This is a genomic window from Endobacter medicaginis (genome assembly GCF_014192375.1).
Lineage (GTDB): Bacteria > Pseudomonadota > Alphaproteobacteria > Acetobacterales > Acetobacteraceae > Endobacter > Endobacter medicaginis.
The window spans coordinates 14,903-41,565 of sequence record NZ_JACHXV010000004.1; the positions used below are offsets into that span (position 1 = coordinate 14,903).

Genomic DNA, 26,663 nt, shown 5'->3' on the forward strand with positions numbered 1-26,663 from the left:
ATGACCTATCTCGGCATCGATATCGGCACCTCCTCGGTCAAGGCGGTGCTGATCGGCGAGGACCAGGCGGTGCTCGCCACCGCTTCGGTCGGGCTCGGCGTCTCGCGGCCGCAGCCGGGTTGGTCGGAGCAGGATCCGGAGGAGTGGTGGCGCGCGAGCGAGGCGGCGGTCGATGCGATCGCGGCGGAAGCGCCGACGGCGCTGACGCGGCTGCGCGGGATCGGGCTGTCGGGGCAGATGCATGGCGCGACGCTGCTGGATGCATCGCACAAGGTGCTGCGTCCGGCGATGTTGTGGAACGATACGAGGGCTGCCGCCGAGGCGGCCAGTTTGCAGCGCGAGCATCCCGAGATCCTCGACATCATCGGCAATCCGGTAATGCCCGGCTTCACCGCGCCGAAGCTGATGTGGTTACGCGCGCACGAGCCGCGGATCTTCGAGCAGGTCGCGCTGGTGCTGCTGCCGAAGGATTACGTGCGGTTGCACCTGACCGGCGAGGCGGTCACCGACATGTCGGACGCGTCGGGCACCGCCTGGCTGGATGTCGGCGCGCGGCGATGGTCGGAGCGCGCCCTTGCCCTCACCGGACTGTCGGAGGTGCAGATGCCGCGTGCGGTCGAGGGCAGCGCGGCGGGCGGCATGCTGCGCGCCGAGCTGGCACAGCGTTGGGGCATCAGCGGACCGGTCGTGGTGGCCGGCGGGGGTGGCGACAATGCGACCTCGGCGTGCGGGATCGGTGCGGTGGCGCCGGGCAGCGCGTTCGTCTCGCTGGGCACGTCGGGAGTGCTGTTCGCCAGCACCGAGCGCTTCGCGCCCAATGTGGAGCAGGCGGTGCACGCGTTCTGTCACGCGGTCCCGGACACCTGGCATCAGATGGGGGTGATCCTGTCGGCCTCCGATTCACTCGAATGGCTGTCGCGGCTGCTGGTGGCGCCGGTGCCGGAACTGATCAGCGCGCTCGGCGAGCGAGTGGAGCGGCCATCTTCGGTGCTGTTCGCGCCCTATCTGTCGGGCGAGCGCACGCCGCACAACTCCGCGCGGCTGCGCGGCGGGTTCGCAGGGCTCGGGCAGGAGGCGGACCGGGTGTCGATGACGCAGGGCGTGCTGGAGGGGGTGGCGTTCGCGTTCCGCGACTGTCTCGATGCGCTGTCCTCGGCCGGGACGCGGGTGGAGCGGGCCTGGGCGGTAGGCGGCGGGGCAAGATCACGCCTGTGGTTGCAGATCGTTGCTGATGTGCTGGGCCTGCCGATCGATGTGCCCGACGGCGCCGAAATCGGCGGGGCGTTCGGAGCGGCACGGCTGGCAATCTGTGCGGCCGGCGAGGGCGCGTGGCGCGAGGTGATGGCGCCGCCGGCGCGGGCAGCGACACTGGAGCCCCGCCCTGCCCTGCGCGAGGCTTATGCGGAGGTGCTGACGCGCTGGCGCGGGCTCGCGCCGGCCCTGGAACAGGTGGCGGCGCCCTCATGACCGGGCTGACGATTCGCCCGGCCACGATCGCGGACGCGGACGCGATCTGGGCGATGGTCGAGCCGGTGATCCGGTCCGGCGAGACCTATGCGCTGGATCGCGGGCTCGGCCGCAACGCGGGTGTGGCGGTGTGGCTGGCTTCGGACCGGCACACCTTCATCGCGCAGGAGCCGGGAGGGCCGGTGGGATGTTATTTCCTCAAGGCCAACCAGCCGGGCGGCGGGGCGCATGTGGCCAATTGCGGCTATGTCACCGCCAGCCCTGCGACCGGGCGGGGCGTGGCGCGGGCGATGTGCGCGCATTCGCTCGATGTCGCCCGCACGCTCGGCTTTGCCGCGATGCAATTCAATTTCGTCGTCACCAGCAATACCCGCGCAGTCGCGCTGTGGGAGTCGATGGGGTTCGCGATCGTGGGGCGGCTGCCGGGCGCGTTCGTCCACCCGCGTCTGGGCGAGGTGGACGTGCTGGTGATGTACCGACGCCTGTAGAGGCGGCCTACTTGTCGTTCGCGGGCTTGACCATCACCGGGACCAGCGTGTCGCGCAGCACGGTAATGCGGAGCTGGGGGGCGATCTCGACCTCGGCCTCGTTGGAGTCCTCGCGCACGCGGGTGATGGTGCCCAGGATGCCGTTGGCCGAGACGCGGTCGCCGCGCTTCAGAGCCGCGACCATGGCGCGCTGCTGCTTCTGCTTGGTCATCTGCGGACGGATGATGAGGAACCAGAACACGCCGAAGATCAGGATCAGCGGCAGGAAGCTGACCAGGTTCTGGGTCAGGCTGGTGGGCGCGGAGGCACCGGCAGACTGGGCATAGGCAGCGGCGATCGGGTTCATGATGGTTCCGGCGGAATTGAATTGCGCGGACCATAATCGGCGCGGCGCTTGACGCAAGCCCCGGCGACACGCACGCAAGAGGCATGGAACACGACCTGCTTGCCCGCATCGCCGACGCGCTCGACCGGCTGGCGCCGAAACCACCCCTTCCCCCTGCACCGGATGGCGCGGATGCGTTTGTCTGGCAGCCCGGACCGCCGGCGCAGCTGGCACCGGTGTCGCGCGTGGCGGGCGTGTCCCTCGGCCTGCTGCAGGGGGTCGAGCGGCAGGCACGGGTGCTGCTCGACAACACGCAGCGCTTCGCCGATGGCCACACGGCCAACAACGCGATGCTGTGGGGTGCGCGGGGAACGGGCAAGTCGTCGCTGGCCAAGGCGGTACATGCCGAGATCAACGCCGCACGGCCCGGCGCGCTGGCGCTGATCGAGATCCAGCGCGACGACCTGACCACCCTGCCCGCTCTGCTGGAGATCCTGCGTGCCAGCCCGCGCCGCTGCGTAGTATTCTGCGACGATCTGTCGTTCGAGCGCGAGGATGCGGATTACAAGGCGCTGAAATCGGTGCTCGATGGCGGCATCCGCGGGCGGCCGGAGAACGTGCTGTTCTATGCGACCTCGAACCGGCGCCACCTGATGCCGCGGGCGATGATCGACAACGAATCCGCCACCGCGATCAATCCCGGCGAGGCGGTGGAGGAGAAGGTGTCGCTGTCGGACCGGTTCGGGCTGTGGCTGGGGTTCCACAATGTCGACCAGGCGACCTATCTGGCGATGATCGAGGGTTATGTGCGCGACGCCGGGCTCTCGCCCGATCCAGAGCGCCTGCGGGCCGAAGCACTCGCCTGGGCGATGGAGCGCGGCGGTCGTTCGGGGCGGGTGGCGTGGCAGTTCTTCGTGGATTATGCGGCGCGCAACGCAGAGTAGAGGCCTTCTTTTTCTGAAGAAAAAGAAGCAAAAAGACTTCTATCCGTTGTCCGAGTGGTTCGAGATGGCTCGTTCCCCACGGGCCATCCAGACAATTTCAGAAGTTTTTTGGTTCTTTTTTCAAAAAAGGACATCAACCGATCCTGTCGATATTGCCCATGTAAGGGGCCAGAACCGGCGGGATGACGATACTGCCGTCCTCCTGCTGATGGGTTTCCATCACCGCGATCAGCGTGCGGCCCACCGCGAGGCCGGAGCCGTTGAGCGTGTGGAGATAGGCCGGGCCACCTTCGGCCGGGCGGTAGCGGGCGTTCATGCGGCGGGCCTGGAAGTCGCGGGTGTTGGAGATCGAGCTGATCTCGCGCCAGGCCTGCTGGCCGGGCAGCCAGACCTCCAGATCGTAGGTGCGGGCGGCGGAGAAACCGGTATCGCCGGCGCAGAGGAGCACGCGGCGGAAGGTCAGGCCGAGTTCGGCGAGCAGGGATTCCGCGTGACCGACCATGCGCAGATGTTCGGCGTCGGACTGTTCGGGGGTGGTGATGGCGACCATCTCGACCTTGCCGAACTGGTGCTGGCGCAGCATGCCGCGGGTGTCACGCCCCGCGGAGCCGGCTTCGGCGCGGAAGCACGGGGTGAGCGCGGTCAGGCGGATCGGCAGGGCGGATTGAGGGATGATCTCGCCGGCGACGGAATTGGTCAGCGGCACCTCGGCGGTGGGGATCAGCCAGCGGTCGTCGGTGGTGTGGAACAGATCGTCGGCGAATTTGGGCAACTGGCCGGTGCCGAAGATGGTCGCCTCGTTGACCAGCAACGGTACGGTGCGTTCCTCGTAGCCGTTGGCCAGCGTCTGGCGGTCGATCATGAACTGGCCGAGCGCGCGTTCGAGACGGGCGAGCGAGCCCTTCAGGATGGTGAAGCGGGCCCCGGCGAGCTTGGCCGCGCCGGGGAAGTCCATCATGCCCAGCGCCTCGCCGAGCTCGAAATGCTGCCTCGGGATGAAGGCGAATTCGGCCGGGGTACCGTGGACGTGCTCGACGCGGTTGGCGGTCTCGTCGGGGCCGTCGGGCACCTCCGGATCGAGCCGGTTGGGCAGTTCGGCGAGGGCGTCGCGGATGGCGCGGTCGAGGATGGTGCTGCGGCTTTCGAGCTCGTCCATCGCGCCTTTCAGGGCGACAGCCTCGGCCTCCAGCGCGGTGGAATCAGCCTTGCCGCGCTTGAGCTGGCCGATCTCCTTCGCCAGCGCATTGCGGCGCTGCTGATGCTCCTGCTGGGCGGTGATGGCGGTGCGGCGTTCCTCGTCGAGGACCAGCAGTTCGGCCGAGCGCGGTGCGAGCCCACGGCGGGCAAGGGCGGCGTCGAACGCTGCCGGATCGGCGCGGAGCGCGCGGATATCGTGCATGATCAGGGATTTTCCGTGGTTTCTTCGAGTTTTGGTTCGACGAGCTTGGCGCAGAGGATGGATATCTCGTAGAGCCCGATCAACGGCAGCGCGAGGCCGGTCTGGGTGATGACATCAGGCGGGGTGAGGATCGCGGCGGCGACGAACGCGCCGACCCAGGCATAGCGGCGCACGCGGCGCAGGCCTGTGGAGCGCACAAGGCCAACCTTGGCGCACAAGGTGAGGGCCACCGGCAGCTCGAAGGAGATGCCGAACGCCATGATCAGCTTCATCACCAGAGCGAGATACTCGCTGACCTTGGCCTGGAGCTGGATCTGCAGGCCGTCGCCGCCGGTATTCGTCTGGAAACTGAGGAAGAACTTCCAGGCGGTTGGAAATATGAAATAATAGGCGAGAGCGGCGCCCATCAGGAACAGGATCGGGGTAGCGATCAGGAACGGGGCGAAGGCGCGCTTCTCGCTGCGGTAGAGGCCCGGGGCGATGAACATCCAGGCCTGGATGGCGATCATCGGGAAGGACAGGAACGCCGCACCGAACATCGCCACCCGGATGTAGGTGAAGAACGCCTCGTAGAGCGCTGTATAGATGAGATGTGGCTGCTCACCCTGCTGGCGCATGATCTCGGCCAGCGGCTGGGCGAGGAACAGGTAGATGCGGCCCGAGAAATGGTAGCAGAGCGCGAAGAACACCGCGAAGGAGACCCCCGACCACAACAGGCGGCGGCGCAGTTCGACCAGATGGTCGAGCAGCGGCATCGGGGTGTCGTCGATCGGGTCGGTGCTGGCGCGGTCGGTCATCTTGGCAGTCAGTAGGCGTGTCGGCCCGGGATGTATCCCGCCGGATCGGGTGGCAGGAAATCGGGCCGTGGCGCCGAGCGGCGCAGGATGTCGGCGGCAATGCGCGGCGGGATGGCGTCCGGGGCCGGGCCGAGACGTTCGGACGCCGTGGCGTCGAACGGGCCCGGGGTGAAGGCGGGTGCGGGGGCTTCGGGCGGGGGCGCGGCGGTGCTGCCGAGCAGAGGGGGTGCGGCGGCGGAGAAGGCGGGCGGCGGGGTGGTGGCCTCACGCACGGAGCGGCGCAGGCTGCCGTCCTCGTCGAGCAGGCCCATCACCTTGCCGCGCACGTCGAGCCGGCGCATCTGACGCAGCGTGTCGCGGGCCTCAGTGAGATCGGCCTCGCGCAGCATCTCGTCGACGTGGCCCTGGAACTCGCTGGCCATCGAACGGGCCTTCTTCACCACGCCGGCGACGGTGCGCATGGCGATGGGCAGGTCCTTGGGGCCGATCAGGACCAGGGCCACGCCGCCGACCAGCGCGATCTCGGACCAACTGAAATCGAACATCGACCTTCCTTGGGGTAAGCCCTTGGGGGTAAGCCCTGGGGCGGCCCGGAGACTACGCCGCCGCGTCGTCCTTTGCGAGGTCCAGCTCGGGAGTGGGGGCGATGACGCCCGGCAGCTCGGCGACCAGCTCCTCGCGGCGTGGCAGGTCGCGCAGCGAGCGCAGGCCGAAGCGTTCGAGAAAGCCGGGGGTGGTGCCCCACAGGGTCGGACGGCCGGGGACTTCCTTGCGGCCGCAGGGCATCACCAGTTCGGCCTCGATCAGCGTCTCGAGCACGTTCTGGCCGAGCGAGACGCCGCGGATCTCCTCGATCTCGGTTCGGGTGCAGGGCTGGTGGTAGGCGATGATCGCCAGCGTCTCCATCGTCGCGCGCGGCAGGCGGCGAGGACGCTTCTGCACCTGGGTCAGGAACGGGGCGAGATCGGGCGCGGTGCGGAACTGCCAACCGCCGGCGACCGCCTGGATGCACAGGCCGGAGCCCTCGTGCCGCGTCGCGACGCGGGCGACGATCGCCTCGACATCGGTCTGGTCGAGGGGGGCGAGCAGCGCGAGCAGCGCACGCGCAGTGACCGGCTCGGCGGAGGCGAACAGGGCGGCCTCGACCAGGCGGATGGCGAGGTCGTGCTGGGTGGCCGTCTGCTGTTCGGCGAGATCGTCGAAGCGGGCGGAATGGTCATCCATGGGCAGCCTCGCGGGTCGGGGCGTTGGTATCGTTGGCGGCGCGGAGCAGGATCGGGCCGAAGCCGCTCTCCTGATGCAGCTCGATCGCACCGTCGCGGGCGAGTTCGAGCCCGGCGAGCAGGGTGGAGGCCAGGGCCGCGCGCTGCTGGCGCGGGTCGATGTCCTCGCTGTCGCCGGGGTCGGGCAGGAACCGGTCGAGGCGGTTCCAGCCCGGCGGCAGGGTGCCGAGCATACGGCCGAGCCGACGCAGCGCGTCCTGGGTGGTCCAGAAGCGGATCGGGCGCGGGCGGTAGACGCGCCTGGGCGCGGTGCGGCGGACCAGGCCGAGCCAGGCGGTCATCAGCTGCGGCAGGTCGAGCAGGAGATCGGAGCGGTCGATCTCGATCAGGTCTTCCGGCGCGCCGCGGGCGAATTGGTCGAGGCCGAGCTGCGGGCGGGCGGCGAGCAGTCGGGCGGCGGCGACCATCGCCTCGAGCTCGGCGAGACGGGCGGCGAGTACCTCGGCCGCGATCTCGCCCTCCTCGGCCGCCGCGGGATCGGCGGGCAGCAGCAGGCGGGATTTGAGCCAGGCGAGCCAGGCGGCCATCACCAGCCAGTCGGCGGCGAGCTCCAGCTTGACGGCGCGGGCGGCCTCGACGGCGGCGAGATACTGTTCGACGAGGGCGAGGATGGAGATGCGGGCGAGGTCCACCTTCTGGGCGCGGGCGAGGTCGAGCAGCAGGTCGAGCGGACCCTCGAACCCGTCGAGGCGCAGCACCGGAGCGATGGAGGTGGTCGCGGGCGCGTTCACGCGGGGATCGCCAGCAGGGTGCTGCGTTCGGCGAGCAGCGGTGCGACGGCGAGGTCGCGGCGGTGACGGGCGGCGACCCAGGCGCGGGCGGCGGCGATGCGCGACAGGGTCGCCTCGCCCGCCTCGCCGGCGGCGATGGCGGTAGCGGCGCTGTCGTCGAAGCGGCCGGAGCAGTCGAGCGCAAGGTCGCAGCCGGCGGCGATGGCGGCGGCGGCGCGCTCGGCCGGGGTGCCGGACAGGGCCTGCATGCCGAGATCGTCGCTGACCAGCAGACCGTCGAAGCCGATGCGGCGGCGGATTATGCGCTCGATCACCGTGGCCGAGCAGGTGGCGGGGTGCAGCGGGTCGACGGCGCGGTAGCGGATATGGGCGGTCATCAGCGCCGGCAGGGCGCGGTTGGCGATGAAGGGGGCGAGGTCGTCCTCGGTGACGTCGTCGAGCTCGGGCAGGTGCAGATGGCTGTCGGCCAGCGCCCGGCCATGGCCGGGGACGTGCTTGCCGATCGCGATCACGCCCGCCGCGCCGAGGCCCTCGGCCATGGCGGCGCCGAGGGCGGCGACGCGGTCGGGGGTGCCGCGATAGGCGCGGTCGCCGATCACCGCGTCCGAGCCGGGGACGGCGAGGTCGAGGACGGGGGCGGAGACCATGTCGAAGCCAGTGGCGCGGGCTTCGAGGCCGATCAGCGCGCCGGTGAGCCAGGCGGCGCGGGGCGTGGAGATGGCGGCAGCGGGCGGGTGGGCGAGGAAATCCGGCGGGCGCAGCCTTGCGACACGGCCGCCCTCCTGGTCGATGGCGATCAGCACCCCCTGCCCCGCCGCATCGCGGATGGCGGCAGTGAGCGCGCAGAGTGCGGCCGGGGAACCGATATTGCGTCGAAACAGGAAAATGCCGGCGGGGCGCAGACGGCGCAGCAGGATGGCTTCGGCGTCGGTGAGCGCGGTCGATTCGAGGCCGATCATCGCGGCCGAGCAGGCGCGCTGCGGCAGGCGTGCGGTCGCGGCGTGGCCGCAGGCGGCGTCAAGCCGGCCGCCGGTCTCGGTCGGATCGGGGGCGGCGGCGGTCATCAGAACCCGGCCGGCGTGCAGGCGCCGCCGGCGGCGCGGATCCGCACGCAGAACTCGCTCGCCTGGGCGGTGGTGTCGAAGCCACCGGTGCGCAGGCGCCAGAAGGTCTCGCCGGCATGGTTGGTGATGCGCTCGACGGTCGGCGTATGGCCGGCGAGCAGCGCCGGGGCGCGGGCGGTGAGGCGTTTCCATTCGGTGCGGGCGGAGACTTCGGACGCGAGCGCGCCAAGTTGCACCTGATGGGAGCCGGTGGCGGGGCCGGTGGGGGCCGGGTGCAGGGGCTCGGCGGCAGCGGGCTTCGGCTCCGGCTGGGGGGCGGCGGGTGCCGCAGCAACCGGAGCAACTGGCGTCGAATCATGTTCGGGCGCAGGGGCGGAGGGCGGGGCCGCCAGTTGCGGTGCGGGCGGCGGGGCGGCGTCACGTCGAGCCTCGTCGACCTGATGCTGGAGCGCCTGTGGACGCGGCTGTTCGGGTGCCGGAGCGAGTTTGGGCTTGCCGTCGCCGTCGTCGTCACCGAGCGAGGGAAGCGCCTGCACCTGCATCCCGCCCGGGTTGAGCGGCTTGACGCGCACCGGGCCGGGCGGGGCGGAAATCACCACCAGCCCGTGATGACGATGACCGAGCAGCGACCACGCGCCGACCAGCACCACCAGCAGCGCGGCGAGCGACGCGGCACCGATGGCGAGGCGCCGGGTGGCCCGGTCGGTGGAGGGCGGCGGGCGGATGCCGAGATCGGGGGTGTCGTCGCGGAAGTGCGGCGAAGCTGCGCGGGGACGCTCGGGAGTGGTGTCGGCAGAGGCGCGGCCGATCGGGGCGAAGGCGGACTCGTCGCGGTCGTCGCGCGCGGCCGCACGGCCCGCGGAACCGGACCAGGTGGGCTCGCGCCGCTCGCTGCCGTCGCGCATCGTCGTCTCCGTTCCTAACGCACGCCCCTGGGCACGCCCTTGGACACGCCCCGGCCGCACGCGACTCGGGAGCGAGGGGTGATCATACCAGCCCTGCCGCCGCCGCGCGCGCCAGCAGTGTCGCCGCCCGGCCGGCCAGAGCGAGGCGGCCGGTGGTGGCGTCGGGGTCGGCAGAGTCGATCAGCCGCATGAGCGGTCCCTGCCCTGCCCGCCATTGCGCATCCAGCGCGTCGGCAAGGCGCGCGAGCCAGGACGCCGGGGGGGTGGCGGCACATTCGCGCGCAGCGGCCAGCAGCATGCGCAGCAGCGGCAGCGAGGCGGGGTCGATGGTGCCCGGCCAGTCGGGGGCGGCGTCGAGGCCGCAGCTGGCGAGCGCCGCGAAGACCCGGATCGCGGCGATGCGGGGCAGGCCGCCGCCGTGCAGGACGAAGCCAGCGGGAAAGCCGGGCGGCGACGCCACCTTGGGCAGGTCTGCGATGGCGCGGCGCACCGCGTCGGGGTCGAGATGCAGCTCGACCGGCCCTGCCCCGGCGGTCTGCAGGCCAAGCGCGGCGACCGGGCCCGGGGCGATGATGCGCAGGACGGCGTTATGTGGACGGTGGGCGACGAGCAGTGCCGTGCCGTGCCGCGCCGGGGCGACGCGGACGGGCGCGCCGCCGGCGCGCAGGCAGGCGGCGGCCATAGCGATCAAGTCGGTGCAACCATCGAGCATGCGCCTCTTCAATCACGTCGCGGGCGGCGCTATCTAGAGAGCATGGACCAGATCAGCGCTCCCTCGTTCAGCGTCACCGACCGCGCGGCCCGGCGGATCGCGCGGATCGTCGCCAGTGAGGCGAAATCGGGCGGCCCTGACACCCAGGCGATGCGGGTGGCCGTGCTCGCCGGCGGGTGCAGCGGGTTCCAGTATCAGTTCGGGCTGGAGGCACACCCCGCGGCGGACGATCTGGTGATCGATACCGGTGTGGCACGGGTGGTGATCGATCCGGTGAGCCTCGACCTGCTGTCCGGGTCGGAGCTGGATTTCGATGATACCTCGCTGATGGGGGCGTATTTTACCGTGCGCAATCCGCAGGCGAGCTCGTCCTGCGGCTGCGGCACCAGTTTCTCCGTCGCCTGAGCCGACTGCGTCCGTGAGCCTGTCGATCGCGACCTGGAACGTCAATTCGGCGCGGCAGCGGGCCGGGCATATCGCGGCGTTTCTCGACCGGGTGCGGCCGGATCTGCTGCTGTTGCAGGAAATCAAGTGCGAGGCGAAGGCGTTTCCGGCCGAGGCGTTCGCCCAAGCCGGCTATGGCGCCGAGATCGTCGGGCAGAAGGCGTATAACGGGGTCGCGGTGCTGTCGCGGGTGCCGGTGCGGGTAACCGAGCGGGCCCTGCCGGGCCTGGACCCCGCACTCGCGGAGCAGGCGCGTTATATCGAGGTCGAGACGCGTGGCGTGCGGGTCGGCAACCTGTATCTGCCCAACGGCAATTCCGGTGGCGAGGCGGGGTATGAGGGCAAGCTGGCCTGGATGGGCGCGCTGGCCGACCATGCGCAGCGTCTGCTGGACGAGGATGTCGATCTGGTGCTGGCCGGGGACTACAATGTCTGTCCGGAGGACGTGGATTTCGCCCCGCGCACGCTGCCGGCCGGCGATGCGCTGATCCGGGATCAGACGCGGGCGGCGTTCCGGCGACTGATCTGGTTGGGGCTGACGGATGCGCTGCGTGCGGTGCAGCCAGGCGGGCCGGCCTATACGTTCTGGGACTATCAGGCCGGGTGCTGGCCGCAGGACCGAGGCTTGCGCATCGACCATGCTCTGCTGTCGCCACGCCTGGCTGAGCGGCTGGAGAGCGTGCGCATCGAACGCGACGAGCGCGCGGCCGAACAGCCGTCGGATCATGTGCCGGTGGTCGTCACCCTCGGCGATCAGCCTCAGTGATGCATGTCCTTCGCTGAGCCGCCTTCCAATGCCTTGCGCAGGCGCATGCCGGCGCTGACGAGGCCGACATGGGTGAAGGCCTGGGGGAAGTTGCCGACCTGGCGTTGGGCCGCGGTGTCGTACTCCTCGGAGAACAGGCCGAGATCGTTGCCGTAGCCGAGCAGGCGTTCGTAAAGCGCGCGGGCTTCGTCGATGCGGCCCGACATGGCGTAGACCTCGACCAGCCAGAAGGTGCAGGCGAGGAAGGCGCCCTCGTGGCCGGGCAGGCCGTCGGTGCCGTCATCGGTGCGGTAGCGCAGCACGAAGCCGTCCTCGATCAGATCGGTTTCGACCGCGGCGATGGTGGCGGTGATGCGCGGATCGGACGCCGGCAGGAAGCCGATCAGCGGCAGCAGCAGCAGGCCGGCATCGAGCCCCTTGCCGCCGAAATACTGGGTGAAGCAGTTGCGTTCGGGGTCGATGCCTTCGCGGCAGACGGTGGCGTGGATTTCGTCGCGCAGTGCGCTCCAGCGTTCGCGCGGCCCGTCGAAGCCGAACTTGTCCATGTCCTTGAGCGCACGGTCGAAGGCCAGCCAGCACATCGCCTTCGATACCGTGAAGGGCTTGCGGCCGCCGCGGACCTCCCACATGCCCTCGTCGGGGTCCTGCCAGATGGTCTCCAGGTGTTCGAGCAGATTGAGTTGGAGCTTCCAGCCGTCGCCAAGCCCGGGCATGCCGTTAGTGCGCGACAGGTGCAGGGCCGAGGAGACCTCGCCGTAGACATCGAGCTGGAGCTGGCCGGCGGCGGCGTTGCCGACGCGCACGGGGCTGGAGTTCTCGTAGCCGGCGAGCCAGTCCGCCTCCCATTCGACGAGCTGACGTTCGCCCGAGAGGCCATACATGATCTGGAGCTGGTCGGGGCTGCCGGCGATGCTGCGCTGCAGCCAGTCGCGCCAGGCGGTGGCCTCTTCCTCGTAGCCGCCGCGGATCAGGGCAAAAAGGGTGATCGCCGCGTCGCGCAGCCAGCAATAGCGGTAGTCCCAGTTGCGCGGGCCGCCGAGCTGTTCGGGCAGCGAGGTGGTGGGGGCCGCGACAATGCCGCCGGTGGCCGCGAAGGTCATCGCCTTGAGGGTCACCAGCGAGCGACGGATCTCGCTCGCATAGGGACCGTCCTGCACGGTGCAGCGCTGCGACCACTGTTTCCAGAAATCGTCGGTGTGGGAGAGCAGATGCGGAATGTCGAGCGGTTCGGGCGGGGATTTGTGGCTGTCGTTCCACGACATCGCGAAGATGTGGCGCTCGCCCTTCGCGACCGAGAACTCGGCGATGGTGGCCATGTCCTCGCCGGCCAGCGCGGTCGTGGCGCGCAGGACCACCATCGACGGACCGGCGATGCAGGCGATGGCATGCTCCTCGCCGGGCAAGCGCGACACCCAGGGAACGGAGACGCCGTAGTCGAAGCGCAGCTTGAGCTCGGAGCGCATCGCGACGGTGCCGTCGAGCGCCTCCACGATGCGGATCAGGCTGGGGCGTGGGGCGTCGACCGGCATCAGATCGGTCAGCCGGACACGGCCGGACGCAGTGGTGAAGATGGTCTCCAGCACCACGCCGCCATCGGCATAGGTGCGGGTGGCGGTGGCTTCGGCATCGGCGGGGGCGATCTGCCAGCGCCCGTTATCGTCGTCGCCGAGCAGGGCAGCCATACAGGCCGGGCTGTCGAAGCGCGGCCAGCACAGCCAATCGATGGAGCCGTTGCGACCGACCAGGGCGCAGCTCGAACAGTCGCCGATCAGGGCGTAGTCCTCGATGCGCAGCGGGCGGTAGCTCATGGCGGTCGTCTCTCCCAAGGTCATTGGTAGCTTCAAAGCATCCGTCGCGCAGAGGTTGCGCGCTTGACTTTGCAGGGGTTTGTGACCATACGCGACGCGGTGAAAACCGGGCCTCGCGCCCGATCGGGCGCTGCCGCGGTTGCGGCTAGATGGGCGTCCGCAGCTTTCGAGAGTATGATTGAGCGAACATCCAGCCTCCGACGCAGGCCATGGCGGACCGGATCATTCCGGTCGTGACGACCCGCAGACCGACACCACCGAAATCGCGGTCACGCCCCCGGTGAGCACCGACGAGCCGCAGCCGCTGTTCGCCGATCTCGGCCTGTCCGAGCCGCTGCTGCGGGCCATCGACGAGATGGGCTACCGCCATCCGACGCCGATCCAGGCCCAGGCGATCCCGGTGGTGCTGATGGGCCGCGACGTGATGGGCGTGGCCCAGACCGGCACCGGCAAGACCGCCTCCTTCACCCTGCCGATGCTGGATATCCTGTCGGGCTCGCGGGCACGCGCACGGATGCCGCGCTCGCTGATCCTGGAGCCGACGCGCGAGCTGGCGTTGCAGGTGGCGGAGAACTTCGTCCAGTACGGCAAGCATCTGAAGCTCAACCACGCGCTGCTGATCGGCGGCGAGAGCATGGCCGACCAGCGCGATGCGCTGATGCGCGGCGTGGACGTGCTGATCGCCACCCCCGGGCGGCTGCTCGACCTGTTCGAGCGCGGCGGGCTGCTGCTGACGCAGACCTCGATCCTGGTCATCGACGAGGCGGACCGGATGCTGGACATGGGGTTCATCCCCGATGTCGAGCGGATCGTGTCGCTGCTGTCGCCGAACCGGCAGACGCTGTTCTTCTCGGCGACGATGGCGCCGGAGATCCGGCGGCTGTCGGAGGCGTTCCTGTCCAACCCGAAGGTGATCACGGTGGCGCGGCAGTCGTCGGTGGCCACCACCATCGAGACCGGGCTGGTGCTGGTGGCCGAGGAGGACAAGCGCCGCGCGCTGCGCGCGATGCTGCGGGCGGAGGATGTCTCCAACGCGCTGATCTTCTGCAACCGCAAGCGCGATGTCGATACGCTGCTGAAATCGCTGCTCAAGCACGGGTTCAAGGCGGGGGCGCTGCATGGCGACCTGCCGCAATCGGTGCGGTTCGCGACGCTGGAGAAGTTCAAGGCGGGCGAGCTGCAGCTGCTGGTGTGCTCGGATGTAGCGGCGCGCGGCATCGATATCGGCGGGCTGTCGCACGTGTTCAATTTCGACGTGCCGATGCATGCCGAAGATTACGTCCACCGCATCGGCCGCACCGGTCGCGCCGGGCGGTCGGGGCATGCCTACACGCTGGCCTCGCCCTATGACCGGCTGGCGGTGGCGGCCATCGAGAAGCTGACCGACAAGACGATCCCGCCGATCACACTCGACGGCATCGAGACCGCCGAATGGTCGGAGGACGATGTAGGGCGCGGCCGCGGGCGCGATGGCAAGCGCGGGCGCGGACGCGACGGGCACAAGGGCGGCAAGGATGCTCCGCGCGGAGGCAAGGAGCCTCGCCGCGAGGCGCAGGCGGTGCCGCAGGCGCCGGACGCCGCACCCGTGGCGGAGAGCGCCCAGCCGGTGGCGGAGCCGCGGCCGCGCCGCGAGCCGAAACCGGAGACGCGCCGCGAGCCGCGTGCGGAGCGTGGTCCCTCGCGCGACGGCCGCCGCGACGCACCGCGCCCCGAGCGCAGCGAGCAGCGTCACGACCAGCGCAGCGAGCAGCGTCATGACCAGCGGAGCGAGCAGCGTCACGACCAGCGCGGCGAGCAGCGTCATGACCAGCGCAGGGGGCGTCACAATGACGATCTCGGCCCGGCGGAAATCGGCTTCGGAGCCGAGATCCCGGCCTTCATGCTGCTGCCGATGCGACGCGACAGGGTGGCGCGGGCCGAGCCGGCGCAGCGTTATCCCGATCCGCTTGAAGGTGAGACGGACGCGGTGATCGTGCGCGAGATTCCGATCGCGGATGCTCCCGTGCCGGACCTGCCGCCCGATCTGCCCTTCGACGACGGGATGTGAGCGGCCTCCCCACGCTCGACATCACCGCACTCGGCCGCGAAGGCGACGGTATCGCCCATGCCGGCGGTGCGGCGATGTTCGTGCCGTTCGCGCTGCCTGGCGAGACCGTGCGCGCAGCGCCCGATGGCGGTCTGCCGGAGGTGTTGCGGGCCTCGCCCGAGCGCGTCGCGCCGCCCTGTGCGCTGTTCGGGGCCTGTGGTGGCTGCGTGTTGCAGCATCTCGACCGCCAGGCCGGGCTGGCGTGGAAAGCCGAGCGGGTGAGCGCGGCGCTGCGCGGGGCCGGGTTCAGTCCGCCGGCGCCGGCGCTGTTCCAGGCCGCGCCGCGCACGCGGCGGCGGATCGATCTGGCGATCCGGCGCGAGGGGGATCGGGTGGCACTCGGCCTGCATCGGCGGCGGGGCGCGCCGGTGGACATGAGCGTCTGCGAGGTGCTGGAGCCAAGGCTGTTCGCGCTGCTGGAGCCGCTGCGCGGGCTGTTGCGGCGGTTTCCGGGCCTGTCGCGCGAGGCGTCGGTGGCGATCAACGGGCTCGATTCGGGGCCGGATCTGCTGTTGCGCGGCGCTGGGCGGCTGGATGCGCCGCTGCGGCGGATCCTGGCGGAGTTTGCCGCCACCCACGCGATCGCGCGGATCGGCTGGGCGGATCGCGAGGGGGTGGAGACCGCCTGCCAGCTGCGGCCGGTACGGCATGTTCTGTCGGGTCATGCGGTGCAGCCGGCGCCAGGGGCGTTCCTGCAGGCGACGCGCGATGGCGAGGCGGCGATCATCGCGGCGGTGATGGCGGGCGTGCCGGAGAGGCTGCGAGCGAAGGGCCGGATCCTCGATCTGTTCGCCGGCATCGGCACGCTGAGCTTCGCGCTCGCGGCACGGGGCAAGGTGCTGGCGTTCGAGGGGGATGCGGCGGCGGCATCGGCGCTGGCGGCGGCGGCCGGAGGGACGCGGGTGCTGGCCGCACGGCGCGACCTGGTGCGCCAGCCGGTGCTGGCGCGCGAGATGGCGGAAAATGACGTGGTGGTGCTGGACCCGCCCTTTGCCGGGGCAGCGGTGCAGATCCGCGAGATCGCCGCCGCGCGGCCGGCGGTGGTGATTTACGTGAGCTGCAATCCGGACCGGCTGGGCGAGGACGCGGGTGCCCTCGCTCGTGCCGGCTACAGCCTCGACGCGGTCAGCGTAATCGACCAGTTCCTGTGGTCGGCGCATGTCGAGAGCGTGTCGGTGTTCACGCGCGCGGGGCGTCAGGCGGCGGGTCGGGCAGCCCGGTAGAGGGCCAGCGCCCAGCCGAGGAAATAGCCCGCCATCGCGCCGGAGAGGGCCGATTTCATCGCGACGAGGGTGTCGCGGTGGTCGGGGTGCAACGCCATGGCGATGCCGAGCCAGAGCTGGGCGGCGAACAGGGCGACGTTGCGCACCAGCGGCAGAACGCTGCCCGGGCGATGGACGAGCCCGCGCGCGGGCTCGATGCGCAGGCGACGACCCGACAGCAGCCCGGCCGGGGCGAGCACGACGGCGCAGGCCAGCCAGACGAGAACCGGTGTGGTGCCGTGGTGGCCGAGCAGCAGGTTGGACAGGCCCCACAGGATGAAGACCACGGGGACGATGGCGAGCCGGGCCACGCGCTGCTCGCGGTCGCGCAACGCGCACAGGCCGCTGTAGACCAGCCAGGCGAACAACAGCCAGACCCAGACCGGGACGTGGGCGAGGATGATCGGCAGGGTGTCGAGGTCGATGGACATGGAGGCGCGCTCTCTGTGTGCGTCGGGATGTCGGGACGCGGTCAGTGCTGCCTGGGGAGTGCGGGCGAGGCCAGCGCGATTGCGCGAAAGGCTCGCCGGTTACGCGAAACGATGCTTTGATCCGCTGGCGAAGCGCGAATGGCGGTGGTGGGCACGAGCATGAACGAGCCGGGCGTGATGGCGCAATTGCTGCGGCCCGCCGAACTGCGGCGGCGTGGGCTGCTGATGGCGGCGACGGTGCTGGTGCTGACCTTCCTCGCGCCGTGGGGGACCGACCGGCTGCCGCCGATGAGACGCGCCTGCGGCTGGCTGGCGATGGTGGTGGTGTGGGAGGTGGCGATCGTGCTCGTCGTAGGCGCGGTGCTCGCCTGGCGGCGCCGGCACGGACGGCAGGCTGCGTGTCTTGGGCCCGGCTGGACCGTCGCCATCGTGATGATTGCCGCGGTGCCGGCGGTGCCGCTGTGTCTGCTGGCGACGTTCAGGCACATCCCGTCGGCCGCGACCTGCGCGGTGTTCACGCTGAACTCGGTCGGGCTCGGGGCGATCATCTCGCTGCTGCGCACGCGGTGGCGGGCCGGGCCGAGCGAGGCGGCGCCGGAGGCGGCGGCGATAGCGATGGCGCTCGCGGATGGCGCGCGGGGCGATGCGGATGCGTTTCTCGCCCGGCATGCGCCGCATCTGGCCGGGACACAGCTGCTCGCACTGGAGGCGGAGGATCACTACCTGCGCATCCATACCGATGCCGGCGACGCGCTGGTGCTGCTGCGGCTGCGCGACGCGGTGGAAGGTCTCGGCGCGGAGAGCGGGTTGCAGGTGCACCGCTCGTTCTGGGTGGCGCGCGATGCCGCACCGCTGGCGCGGCGGCGCGGGCAGGCCTGGGCGCTCGAATTCGCCGGCGGGCTGAGCGTGCCGGTCAGCCGGGCGAATGTCGCCGCCTGCCGCGCGGAAGGCTGGCTCTGAGATGGGCGAGGCGCTGCTGATCGGCGATCCCGCGCCGTGGTTCCGGCAGCGCTGCACCACACCGCATGGCGACTACACGTTCGACATGAGCGCAGGGCGCTATGTGGTGCTGTATCTGTATGCCTCAAGTCGCGATCCGCTGACGGTGGTGGCACTCGACGCAGTCCGGGCGCGGCGCGCGCTGTTCGACGACCGGCAGGCGAGCTTCTTCGGCGTGAGTGCCGATACCGACGATGCAGGCGTGCTGGCGGCCGAACTGCCGGGGATCCGGCACTTCCTCGATGCGGACGGGGCGGTCGGCAGCGCCTATGGCGGTTCGGGACGGTGGTATCTGCTCGATCCGATGCTGCGGGTGCGCGGTGCGGCGGAGGACGGGCCGGGGATCGCCGAACGGGTGCTCGACACGGTGGCAGGGCTGCCGAGGGTGGAGGAGGCGCAGGGGCCGGCGCCGGTGCTGCTGCTCGACGAGGTGTTCGAGCCGGAATTCTGCGCGCGGCTGATCGCCTATCTGCGGGCGAGCGGTACGAGTGCCTCGGGAATGTTCACCGCCGATTCGCAGGGGCGCACGCAGGCGGTTCTCGATACCGGGTTCAAGCGCCGGCGGGACTGCACGATCACCGATGCGGCGCTGGCCGGGCAGGTGCAGGCGCGGCTGGTGCGCCGGGTGGTGCCGCAGATCCGACGCGCCTTTGCCTTCGAGGCGACGCGGATGGACCGGCTGCTGCTGGCCGCCTATGCGGCGGAGGAGCGCGGCGCGTTTGGCGCGCATCGCGACAACACGGTTCCGGCGGCCGCCCACCGGCGGTTTGCGGTGTCGATCAACCTCAACGAGGATTTCGAGGGTGGCGAGCTGATCTTTCCCGAGTTTGGGCGCACGCGCTACCGGCCGGCGGCCGGCGGGGCGGCGGTGTTCTCGTGCTCGCTGTTACATGCGGTGCTGCCGGTGACGCGCGGGGTGCGCTTCGCCTGTCTGCCGTTCGTGTTCGACGAGGCGGCGGTGCGGCAGAAATCGGCGAGCGTTCATCCTCCGGTCACGATTGCGGGTTAGACTGGTGGTCCGTCAGAAGGAACAACCAACGATGCGCATGCTGCCCCTTCTCGTCACCACCGCGCTCGCCGCGTCGGCGCTGTCGGGCTGTGCCGAGCAGCCGATGGGCCCGATGGTGCAGGTGTTGCCCAAGCCCGGCAAACCCTATGCGACCTTCGTGTCTGAGCAGAATTTCTGCGAGCAGCAGGCCGGCGGCGCGGTGGCGGGGCAGGCCAGTTCCGCCAATCAGCGGGCGGTGGTCGGCGGGCTTCTGGCGACCGCGGCCGGTGCGGCGTTGGGCGGCGCGATCGGCGGCGGCTATGGGGCCGGGATCGGAGCGGCTTCCGGCGCGGGGCTGGGCCTGGGGGTCGGATCGAGCTATTCGGGCGGCCATCAGGGCGCGATCCAGCGCCAGTACGACACTGTCTATCTCCAGTGCATGGTGTCCTACGGCAACGTCCCGCCGCAGCCGGTGATCGTGCAGCCGCCACCGGTCGTGGTGCAGCCTTCCCCCTATTACGCGCCCTATTGACCGATCGCCGGTTCGTGATGCGGCGGGAGGCAGCCATGCCCGCCGAGGCACTGGCCGTCATGGCCGGGCACGGCCATAGATGGAAACATGGCTAACCACTCCGACGCGACGATCCTCACCCCCGGGCAGGTGATCGACAAGATCGAGCGCGGCAGTCCGCAGTTCCGGCGTGTGACGCTGGGGCTTTTCCTCGCCGGGCTGTCGACCTTCACGCTGCTGTACTGTGTGCAGCCGCTGCTGCCGCTGTTCTCCACCCTGTTCGGAGTGACGGCAACGAACAGTTCGCTCGCGCTGTCGCTGTCGACCGCGTCGCTGGCGATCTCGATCGTGCTGGCCTCGGTGCTGTCGGAGCGGTTCGGGCGCAAGCCGGTGATGGCGGTCTCGCTGGTCAGCGCGGCGGTCTGCCAACTCGCGGTCGCAGTGGCACCGGGCTGGCACACCCTGCTGGTCTTGCGCGCACTGGAGGGATTATGTCTCGGCGGCACGCCGGCGGTGGCGATGGCCTATATCGCCGAGGAGGTCGGACCCGGCGCCCTGGCCTCGGTGATGGGGTTGTATATCGGCGGCAATGCGATCGGCGGCATGTCGGGGCGGCTGCTGACCGGGATCATCGTGGAGGCGTCGGACTGGCGGGTGGCAATGGGGGTGATCGGGGCGATCAGCCTCGCCGCGGCATTCGGTCTGATCGCGCTGCTGCCCGCCTCGCGGCATTTCCGCGCCCAGCCGGACATCAGGCCGCATTACCACCTCGCCGCCTGGACGATGCATCTGCGCAATCCGCGCATGCGCTGGTACTACCTGATCGGCTTCCTGGTGATGGGGGCGTTCGTCACCATCTACAACTATACCGGCTACCGGCTGGAGCGGCCGCCCTATGCGCTCGGGCAGAGCGCGCAGGGTGCGATCTTTCTCGTCTACATCCTCGGCACGATGGCCTCGACCTGGTCGGGGCCGCTCGGCGACCGGTTCGGGCGGGCGAAGGTGCTCAATATCTCGGCGCTCATCGCGCTGGCGGGCGCGCTGCTGATGCTGGCCGCCCCCCTGCCCCTGATCATCGCCGGCGTGTCGCTGGTCACGATCGGCTTCTTCGGCGCGCATTCGGCGGCGAGTGCGGCGGTGGGACGGCTGGCCGAGAGCCACAAGGGGCACGCCTCGTCGCTGTATCTGCTGTTCTACTATCTGGGCTCCAGCGTGGTCGGCTCTGCGGGCGGGCTGTTCTGGGCGGAATTCGGCTGGCCCGGCGTGGTGGCGTTCGTGGCCACCGGACTGATCGGGGTGTTCGCGATCGGGGCCTATCTGGCGCGCACGGCGCCGATGACGACGGCGCAGATGCTAGCGGCGCGGTAAAGGACCTCGGCGTCCTTACATTTCCGAGGGCATTCAGTGACCATGTACCAGCTCTGCATCGACTATCTGACTGCCTTGAACGAGGGCGACCTTGATGCTGTTCGCGCCCTGTTTGCCGAAGGCGCAAGCGTCGTGTCTCCACTCTACGGCAAGCGCCCGGCCCACGATTTCTATGCCGAGCTCTTCGCTGATACGAGCAGGTCGGACACGACATTGTTGAACATTTTTGACACCTCCGAGGCATCACGGTCCGTGGCACTGCATTTCCGTTACCTATGGACCCTGGCTGATGGAACGTCGGCCTCATTCGAGTGTGTCGACGTGTTCGAGCTGAATGTGGAACGGACGAAATTCGAGAAGCTGACGATCATTTACGATACGGCTCCGTTACGGCTGGATTTCGAAAGATCGAGCAACCGAACAGCCTGACCGAATGACGAAGACCATCGCATGCCGGGGTCTGGGGCCTGCGGCCCCAGCGGGTGCAGGGCAGCGCCCTGCGTCAGCCTGCCTCGATCCGGTCCAGTCGCCGTAGCGAGGGGAACAGCTTCATGCCCGCCGCACAGACCAGCAGGGTGCCGATGCCGCCGAGCAGGGCGGCGTTGACCGGGCCGATCAGGGCGGCGAGGGTGCCGCTTTCGAACTCGCCGAGTTGGTTGGAAGAGCCGATGAACAGCAGGTTCACCGCAGCCACCCTCCCGCGCATCTCGTCGGGGGTGCGGAGCTGGATCAGGGTGGAGCGGATCACCACGCTGACCACGTCGGCCGCACCGAGGATGGCGAGGGCGAACACCGAGACGGCGACCGAGGTGGAGAGCGCGAACACGATGGTGGCGACGCCGAACAGGGCCACCGCACCGAACATCTTCGGCCCCGCCCGCCCCGCGATCGGGTGGCGGGCGAGCCACAGGGCGACGCCGAGGGCGCCGATGGCGGGGGCCGCACGCAGCAGGCCCAGGCCGATCGGGCCGGCATGGAGGATGTCGCGCGCATAGACCGGCAGCAGCGCGGTCGCGCCGCCGAGCAGCACGGCGAACAGGTCGAGCGAGATCGCACCCAGGATCTCGGGGCGCTTGCGAAGGAAGGCGATGCCGCCGAACACGGCCGCGAGATCGGCGGCGGGGCGGTGCTCGCGGCGTGCCGGGCGGGGGATGGTGGACATCGCGACGGCGGCGGCGAGGAAGGCGCAGGCGACCGCGGCATAGGCGACGGACGCGCCGACGCCGTAGAGCAGGCCGCCCAGGGCGGGGCCGATGATGGTGGCGGTCTGGAACAGCGACGAGGACAGGGCGGCGGCGCGGGAGAAGCGTTCGGGCGGGACGAGGCCGGGGAGCAGCGCCTGCAGCGAGGGGCCCTCGAAGGTGCGTGCGGCGCCGAACACGGCCACCAGCGCGTAGATCGCGAGCGGGGTCAGCCAGCCCATCGCAGCACCGACCGCGAGTGTGGCCGCACCGGCCGCCTCGATGAGCTGGCAGATCATCGCGATCCGCCGCCGGTCGAAGCGGTCCACGGCATGGCCGGCGATGAACACCAGCGAGAACACCGGCAGGAATTGCGCAAGGCCCACCAGGCCGAGCGAGAGCGGGCGGCCGGTCAGCGCGTAGATCTCCCAGCCGACCGCCACCGCCTGCATCTGGGAAGCGAAGGCGGTGAGCGTGCGGGAGGTGAAGAAGGCGAGCAGGCGGCGGTCGTGCAGCAGCGGTGACGCGTCGTCGATCCGGGTGGCGGCGGTGTCGGTGGCGGCCTCGGCCGGCGCATCCTCGGGCGGTGGCTCGAGCCCCGGCCCGGTGGTGTCAACGGACATGGCTCCATCCCTTCCGTTCGAAAATCATCTCGTCGCCCCGTGCGTCGCGCACCCGCACGCCCACGCCCGGCAGGAAGCGGCCGATGCGGGTGAAGGGGATGGCGGTGCGGGCGGCCTCGTCGCGCAGGGCGGCGTCGTGTTCCGGCGGCACGGCGAGCAGCAGCTCGTAGTCGTCGCCGCCGGTCAGGCACTCTGCGAGCGCGTCGGCGGCGCGCGCAGGCGCGGACAGCGGCACGCTGGCGGCCGCGATCTCGACGGCGAGGCCGGATTCGCGGGCGAGATGGCCCGCGTCTTGCACCAGCCCGTCGGAGACGTCCATCGCGGCATGGGCGATGCCGGCGAGATGCAGGCCGAGACGCGGTTCGGGGAGCAGGTAGCGGCGGGCGAGATGGGGATGCGCACCGTCGCGCAGGCCGAGGGCGGCGTCGCCGATAGTGCCGCTGACCCACAGCGCGTCCCCTGCCCGCGCGCCGTTGCGGCGCAGCGCGGTGCCCGGGGCGAGATGGCCGAGGATGGTGATCGAGACGACGAGCTGGGCGCTGCCGGCGGTGGTGTCACCGCCGAGCAGGGTCAGGCCGAACTGTCGCTGGTCATGGGCGAGGCCGGCGGCGAAGGCGGCGAAGAAGGCGTCGTCGCGCGTGGGCGGGATGGCGAGCGTGAGCAGGTAGCCGAGCGGGTCGGCGCCCATCGCGGCGAGGTCGGAGAGGTTGGTGCGCAGGACCTTGCGGGCGATGAGATCGGGCGGGTCGCCGGCGCGGAAATGCACGCCCTCGATCGCGGCGTCGGCCGAGACCACCAGCTCGCGGCCCGGCGGCGGGATGAGCACGGCGGCGTCGTCGCGCAGGTCGAGTGCGGCCGGGCCGGCGAGGGAGAGGAAATGCCGCGCGATGAAGCCGAATTCGGCGGGAAGATCGCGGTCGGTGCTCAGGCGGCGAACTCGTCGGGGCGCAGCTCGCGACCCAGGCGGTCGAGCAGGCCGTTGGCCATGCGCGGCTCGTCGCCGGAGAAGAAGCCGTAGGCGACGTCGAGATACTCGTTGATCACGACGCGCGCCGGCGGGCCGTCGGCCATGCCGAGCTCGGCCGACGCGGCGCGCAGTAGAGCGCGCAGCACGGGGTCGAGCCTCGCGAGCGGCCAGTCCTCGGGCAGGGCGTTGGCGAGCCGCGGGTCGATGCTGTCCTGCTGGAGGGCGGCGGTGCGCACGATGCGGGCGAACAGGGTGACGTCGGCGTCGGGCACCCTGCCCTCCTCGTAGCCACCGGTGCCGGGCAGCTCGCCGAGACGGTGGCGGATGAACTGCTCGATCACCGCCTCGGGGGCTTCGGTCGCGTGCTCGGATTGGAACAGCGCCTGCACGGCGGCGACGCGGGCGGCGGTGCGCGGGCGGGTGGTGGGGGGCTTGCGGGTCTTACCGGGGGTGTCGTTCATGGCGGGGGCTTCATCGCGCCTTTGCCCGCGCGCGTCCAGAGACCGGCGGTTCGAGATCGAGCCTCGGCTGCTCCAGGCCGGCGCCGGTCAATGAGCCGAGGATCGCCTCGAAATCGGAGATCTCGCGGAAGTCCTTGTAGACACTGGCAAAACGCACATAGGCGACGGAATCGACCTCGCGCAGCGTATCCATCACCTCGGCGCCGAGTTGCGTGGTGGGAATATCTGCTTCCGCGGAGGCTTCGAGCTTGCGCACGATGCTGCTGACGATGCGTTCGAGACGCTCGGCATCGACGGGGCGCTTGTTGAGCGCGATGCGGATCGAGCGCGCCAGTTTCTCGCGGTCGAACGGCTCACGGCGGCCGTCGGACTTGACGACCACCAGCTCGCGGAGCTGCACGCGCTCGATGGTGGAGAAGCGCTGCCCGCAGCTCGGGCAGAAGCGACGCCTGCGGATGGCCGCCTGTTCCTCGGTCGGGCGGCTGTCCTTCACCTGGGTGTCGTCATGGCCGCAGAACGGGCAGCGCATCTGGCGCGGGGCGCTCCCTCAGCGACTGTAGATCGGGAAGCGGGCGCACAGCGCGCGTACGCGCTCGTGCACGGCGGCCTCGACGGCCTCGTTGCCGTTGTTGTTGGAGCCGGAGAGCCCTTCGAGCACCTCGTCGATCATCAGCCCGACCTCACGGAACTCCTCCGTGCCGAAGCCGCGCGCGGTGGCGGCCGGGGAGCCGAGACGGATGCCCGAGGTGATGGCGGGCTTCTCGGGGTCGTAGGGGATGGCGTTCTTGTTGGCGGTGATGCCGGCCCGTTCGAGTGCGGCCTCGGCGATCTTGCCGGTGACGCGCTTGGGCCGGAGATCGACCAGCAGCAGATGCGAATCCGTTCCGCCGGTAACGATGTCGAGGCCGCGCTCGACGAGGGTCGCGGCCAGCGTGCGGGCGTTGTCGAGCACCGCCTTCTGGTAGGTGCGGAACTCGGGGCGCAGCGCCTCGCCGAACGCCACCGCCTTGCCGGCGATGACATGCATCAGCGGGCCGCCCTGCAGGCCGGGGAACACTGCCGAGTTGATCTTCTTGGCGATCGCCTCGTCATTGGTCAGCACCATCCCGCCCCTCGGACCGCGCAGGGTCTTGTGGGTGGTGGTGGTGGTGACGTGGGCGTGCGGGACCGGGCTGGGGTAGAGACCGGCGGCGACCAGGCCGGCGAAATGGGCCATGTCGACCATGAAATACGCACCCACCTCGTCGGCGACCGCGCGGATACGGGGGAAGTCGATCACGCGCGGATAGGCGGAGCCGCCGGCGATGATGAGTTTCGGGCGGTGCTCGCGGGCTAGACGCTCGAGCTCCTCGTAATCGAGCAGCCCGTCCTCGCGGCGCACGCCATACTGCACGGCGTTGAACCACTTGCCGGAGAGATTCGGCGCCGCCCCGTGAGTGAGATGGCCGCCGGAGGCGAGGCTCATGCCCAGGATGGTGTCGCCGGCGTTGATGAGCGCAAGGAACACCGACTGGTTGGCCTGCGCACCGGAATGGGGCTGCACGTTGGCGAAGCCGGCGCCGAAGATCTGTTTGGCGCGATCGATGGCGAGCTGTTCGACCACATCGACCTCGACGCAGCCACCATAATAGCGGCGGCCGGGATAACCCTCGGCGTACTTGTTGGTCAGCACCGAGCCCTGGGCCTCGAGGACGGCGCGGCTGACGATATTCTCGGACGCGATCAGCTCGATGCCGTCCTGCTGGCGGGTCAGCTCGGCGTCGAGTGCGGCGCGGACGGCCGGGTCGACTTCGGCAAGCGGAGCCTCGAAGAAGCGCTGCAGGCTGATGGGGGCGGTCTGCTCGTTCACGTGGGTCGGGTCCTGGGTCGGTGGAGTGCGGGAGGCCGGCTCGTTGTGGACTACGCCGGCCGCTGATGGTGGGCGACTTGATATGCCGTGATCGCGGGTGCGGTTGAGTGTTTCGCATCGCGGCGACGGTTTGGCGAGCGCTTTTGCATCCATCGCAGGGGTGCCGCACGGCGTGGCGCGCCCGGACCCGACACACGACCGGGACTATGACGGACTTCCGCGACAGACGTCCTTGGGGCGGATCGGGGTCGGTGTGGTCACCTCGACGAAATAGCCGCCCTTGGCGCGGAAGTAGAACGACCACGCGCCATGCGTGACATGCGGCGGCGTCTGCGTCGTCCAGCCGTCTGCGCACAGACGCGCATACAGGGCATCGACGGCATCACGCGATGGCAGGATGAAGCCGACATGCAGGATGTCGAACTGCGCGGGATAATCGAATCCGTCGAGCCTGCGTTCGAAGTGATTGACGATCAGCACCAGCCCGTCGTCGTCCTGCATGACGGCCATCACGCTGCCGCGGACGACGAGCGTTCGCAGGCCGAAATAGCCTTCGAACATCGCCCGATCGCCGTCGATGTCGTGACTGTAGAGGTTGACGTGGTTCAGCTTCATGGTCGTCGCAGTCCGCTTGTGGGACGGACACAGGCCGATCGACGTCCGGATGACAGCCGACCGCCACCGAGCGAGAGGTCGCCCTCGCCCTGTGTCCGGCCATGGCCAGGAGCAGTGTCGTCCACCGCTCGAGCGTGACTGTCTCCGGGGAGACCGCGGGTTGTCACCATACCCGCATCGCTGTCTTTT

29 protein-coding genes are annotated in these 26,663 nt (G+C 70.2%); 12 read left to right on the forward strand and 17 right to left on the reverse strand.

The genetic code is table 11. The features are described from left to right. Nucleotides 1–1,467, forward strand: coding sequence for a xylulokinase (gene xylB, locus FHR90_RS05790; RefSeq protein ID WP_183274909.1), 1,467 nt, complete (start codon nt 1–3; stop codon nt 1,465–1,467). Further along, entirely contained in the window at nt 1,464–1,955 is a 492-nt protein-coding gene (locus FHR90_RS05795; RefSeq protein ID WP_176624910.1) for a GNAT family N-acetyltransferase, read from the forward strand. Before xylB ends, FHR90_RS05795 begins: the two co-directional genes overlap by 4 nt. A gap of 7 nt (nt 1,956–1,962) precedes the next feature. On the opposite strand, the gene yajC is transcribed toward FHR90_RS05795, so the two are convergent. Then, entirely contained in the window at nt 1,963–2,301 is a 339-nt protein-coding gene (gene yajC / locus FHR90_RS05800) for a preprotein translocase subunit YajC (RefSeq protein WP_218062087.1), read from the reverse strand. Between the two features lie 83 nt (nt 2,302–2,384). Here yajC and FHR90_RS05805 point away from each other — a divergent pair, with 83 nt between their 5' ends. After that, a complete protein-coding gene (locus FHR90_RS05805; protein WP_176624912.1) occupies nt 2,385–3,224 on the forward strand; it encodes an ATP-binding protein in 840 nt (279 codons plus the stop codon). A gap of 133 nt (nt 3,225–3,357) precedes the next feature. Here FHR90_RS05805 and serS read toward each other — a convergent pair whose 3' ends face one another. From serS to FHR90_RS05845, 8 genes are all read right to left on the reverse strand, one after another. Beyond that, a complete protein-coding gene (serS, locus tag FHR90_RS05810; protein WP_176624914.1) occupies nt 3,358–4,623 on the reverse strand; it encodes a serine--tRNA ligase in 1,266 nt (421 codons plus the stop codon). A gap of 2 nt (nt 4,624–4,625) precedes the next feature. Then, nucleotides 4,626–5,420, reverse strand: a complete 795-nt coding sequence (gene tatC / locus FHR90_RS05815; RefSeq protein ID WP_176624916.1) for a twin-arginine translocase subunit TatC — start codon at nt 5,418–5,420, stop codon at nt 4,626–4,628. A gap of 8 nt (nt 5,421–5,428) precedes the next feature. Then, nucleotides 5,429–5,965 carry a Sec-independent protein translocase protein TatB gene (tatB, locus tag FHR90_RS05820; RefSeq protein ID WP_183274910.1) on the reverse strand — a complete coding sequence of 179 codons (537 nt, stop codon included), beginning with the start codon at nt 5,963–5,965 and terminating at the stop codon, nt 5,429–5,431. Between the two features lie 52 nt (nt 5,966–6,017). Continuing rightward, entirely contained in the window at nt 6,018–6,644 is a 627-nt protein-coding gene (scpB, locus tag FHR90_RS05825) for an SMC-Scp complex subunit ScpB (protein WP_176626692.1), read from the reverse strand. Continuing rightward, nucleotides 6,637–7,434, reverse strand: coding sequence for a segregation/condensation protein A (locus FHR90_RS05830; RefSeq protein WP_266153144.1), 798 nt, complete (start codon nt 7,432–7,434; stop codon nt 6,637–6,639). Before FHR90_RS05830 ends, scpB begins: the two co-directional genes overlap by 8 nt. After that, nucleotides 7,431–8,498 carry a beta-N-acetylhexosaminidase gene (gene nagZ / locus FHR90_RS05835; RefSeq protein WP_183274911.1) on the reverse strand — a complete coding sequence of 356 codons (1,068 nt, stop codon included), beginning with the start codon at nt 8,496–8,498 and terminating at the stop codon, nt 7,431–7,433. Before nagZ ends, FHR90_RS05830 begins: the two co-directional genes overlap by 4 nt. Further along, entirely contained in the window at nt 8,498–9,403 is a 906-nt protein-coding gene (locus FHR90_RS17615; protein WP_183274912.1) for an SPOR domain-containing protein, read from the reverse strand. The genes nagZ and FHR90_RS17615 overlap by 1 nt, the downstream gene beginning before the upstream one ends. Before the next feature lie 82 nt (nt 9,404–9,485). Then, nucleotides 9,486–10,115 (reverse strand): hypothetical protein, encoded by a 630-nt coding sequence (locus FHR90_RS05845; RefSeq protein ID WP_183274913.1) that lies wholly within the window; start codon nt 10,113–10,115, stop codon nt 9,486–9,488. A 42-nt stretch (nt 10,116–10,157) separates the two neighbouring features. Between FHR90_RS05845 and FHR90_RS05850 the strand changes: the two genes are divergently transcribed. After that, nucleotides 10,158–10,520 carry a HesB/IscA family protein gene (locus FHR90_RS05850; protein WP_176624664.1) on the forward strand — a complete coding sequence of 121 codons (363 nt, stop codon included), beginning with the start codon at nt 10,158–10,160 and terminating at the stop codon, nt 10,518–10,520. A gap of 19 nt (nt 10,521–10,539) precedes the next feature. Beyond that, nucleotides 10,540–11,325 carry an exodeoxyribonuclease III gene (gene xth / locus FHR90_RS05855; RefSeq protein WP_176624666.1) on the forward strand — a complete coding sequence of 262 codons (786 nt, stop codon included), beginning with the start codon at nt 10,540–10,542 and terminating at the stop codon, nt 11,323–11,325. Here xth and FHR90_RS05860 read toward each other — a convergent pair. Further along, nucleotides 11,319–13,133: a glycoside hydrolase family 15 protein gene (locus FHR90_RS05860; protein WP_176624663.1), complete on the reverse strand. Its 1,815-nt coding sequence runs from the start codon at nt 13,131–13,133 to the stop codon at nt 11,319–11,321. The two genes, xth and FHR90_RS05860, sit on opposite strands and share 7 nt — an antisense overlap. Before the next feature lie 355 nt (nt 13,134–13,488). Here FHR90_RS05860 and FHR90_RS05865 point away from each other — a divergent pair, with 355 nt between their 5' ends. Next, nucleotides 13,489–15,180, forward strand: coding sequence for a DEAD/DEAH box helicase (locus tag FHR90_RS05865; RefSeq protein ID WP_338082152.1), 1,692 nt, complete (start codon nt 13,489–13,491; stop codon nt 15,178–15,180). Further along, a complete protein-coding gene (locus tag FHR90_RS05870; protein ID WP_266153116.1) occupies nt 15,177–16,442 on the forward strand; it encodes an RsmD family RNA methyltransferase in 1,266 nt (421 codons plus the stop codon). Before FHR90_RS05865 ends, FHR90_RS05870 begins: the two co-directional genes overlap by 4 nt. Here FHR90_RS05870 and FHR90_RS05875 read toward each other — a convergent pair. Beyond that, nucleotides 16,415–16,912, reverse strand: a complete 498-nt coding sequence (locus tag FHR90_RS05875; protein WP_183274915.1) for a DUF6622 family protein — start codon at nt 16,910–16,912, stop codon at nt 16,415–16,417. The genes FHR90_RS05870 and FHR90_RS05875 overlap by 28 nt on opposite strands. A 159-nt stretch (nt 16,913–17,071) precedes the next feature. On the opposite strand from FHR90_RS05875, the gene FHR90_RS05880 reads away from it, so the two are divergent. From FHR90_RS05880 to FHR90_RS05900, 5 genes are all read left to right on the forward strand, one after another. Then, complete coding sequence (locus FHR90_RS05880; RefSeq protein ID WP_221188225.1) at nt 17,072–17,872, forward strand: LytTR family DNA-binding domain-containing protein; 801 nt, start codon at nt 17,072–17,074, stop codon at nt 17,870–17,872. Between the two features lies 1 nt (nt 17,873). Next, nucleotides 17,874–18,920: a 2OG-Fe(II) oxygenase gene (locus FHR90_RS05885; protein ID WP_176625045.1), complete on the forward strand. Its 1,047-nt coding sequence runs from the start codon at nt 17,874–17,876 to the stop codon at nt 18,918–18,920. Between the two features lie 31 nt (nt 18,921–18,951). Then, nucleotides 18,952–19,431: a glycine zipper family protein gene (locus FHR90_RS05890; protein ID WP_246330070.1), complete on the forward strand. Its 480-nt coding sequence runs from the start codon at nt 18,952–18,954 to the stop codon at nt 19,429–19,431. Nucleotides 19,432–19,518: 87 nt separating this feature from the next. Next, nucleotides 19,519–20,778 carry an MFS transporter gene (locus tag FHR90_RS05895; protein WP_176625043.1) on the forward strand — a complete coding sequence of 420 codons (1,260 nt, stop codon included), beginning with the start codon at nt 19,519–19,521 and terminating at the stop codon, nt 20,776–20,778. Nucleotides 20,779–20,820: 42 nt separating this feature from the next. After that, nucleotides 20,821–21,207, forward strand: coding sequence for a nuclear transport factor 2 family protein (locus FHR90_RS05900; protein ID WP_176625041.1), 387 nt, complete (start codon nt 20,821–20,823; stop codon nt 21,205–21,207). Nucleotides 21,208–21,280: 73 nt separating this feature from the next. Here the strand turns inward: FHR90_RS05900 and FHR90_RS05905 are convergent, their stop codons facing one another. The 6 genes from FHR90_RS05905 to FHR90_RS05930 form a co-directional block, all read right to left on the reverse strand. Further along, on the reverse strand, nt 21,281–22,582 hold the full coding sequence (locus FHR90_RS05905; RefSeq protein WP_183274916.1) for an MFS transporter: 1,302 nt from the start codon (nt 22,580–22,582) through the stop codon (nt 21,281–21,283). Continuing rightward, entirely contained in the window at nt 22,572–23,510 is a 939-nt protein-coding gene (gene thiL / locus FHR90_RS05910) for a thiamine-phosphate kinase (RefSeq protein WP_183274997.1), read from the reverse strand. Before thiL ends, FHR90_RS05905 begins: the two co-directional genes overlap by 11 nt. Then, nucleotides 23,507–24,010: a transcription antitermination factor NusB gene (gene nusB, locus FHR90_RS05915; RefSeq protein ID WP_183274917.1), complete on the reverse strand. Its 504-nt coding sequence runs from the start codon at nt 24,008–24,010 to the stop codon at nt 23,507–23,509. The genes thiL and nusB overlap by 4 nt, the downstream gene beginning before the upstream one ends. A 10-nt stretch (nt 24,011–24,020) precedes the next feature. After that, nucleotides 24,021–24,539 (reverse strand): transcriptional regulator NrdR, encoded by a 519-nt coding sequence (gene nrdR / locus FHR90_RS05920; protein ID WP_176623227.1) that lies wholly within the window; start codon nt 24,537–24,539, stop codon nt 24,021–24,023. An 18-nt stretch (nt 24,540–24,557) separates the two neighbouring features. Continuing rightward, a complete protein-coding gene (gene glyA, locus FHR90_RS05925) occupies nt 24,558–25,859 on the reverse strand; it encodes a serine hydroxymethyltransferase (protein WP_176623225.1) in 1,302 nt (433 codons plus the stop codon). Nucleotides 25,860–26,063: 204 nt separating this feature from the next. Beyond that, on the reverse strand, nt 26,064–26,474 hold the full coding sequence (locus FHR90_RS05930) for a VOC family protein (protein ID WP_176623223.1): 411 nt from the start codon (nt 26,472–26,474) through the stop codon (nt 26,064–26,066). Nucleotides 26,475–26,663: the final 189 nt, after the last annotated feature.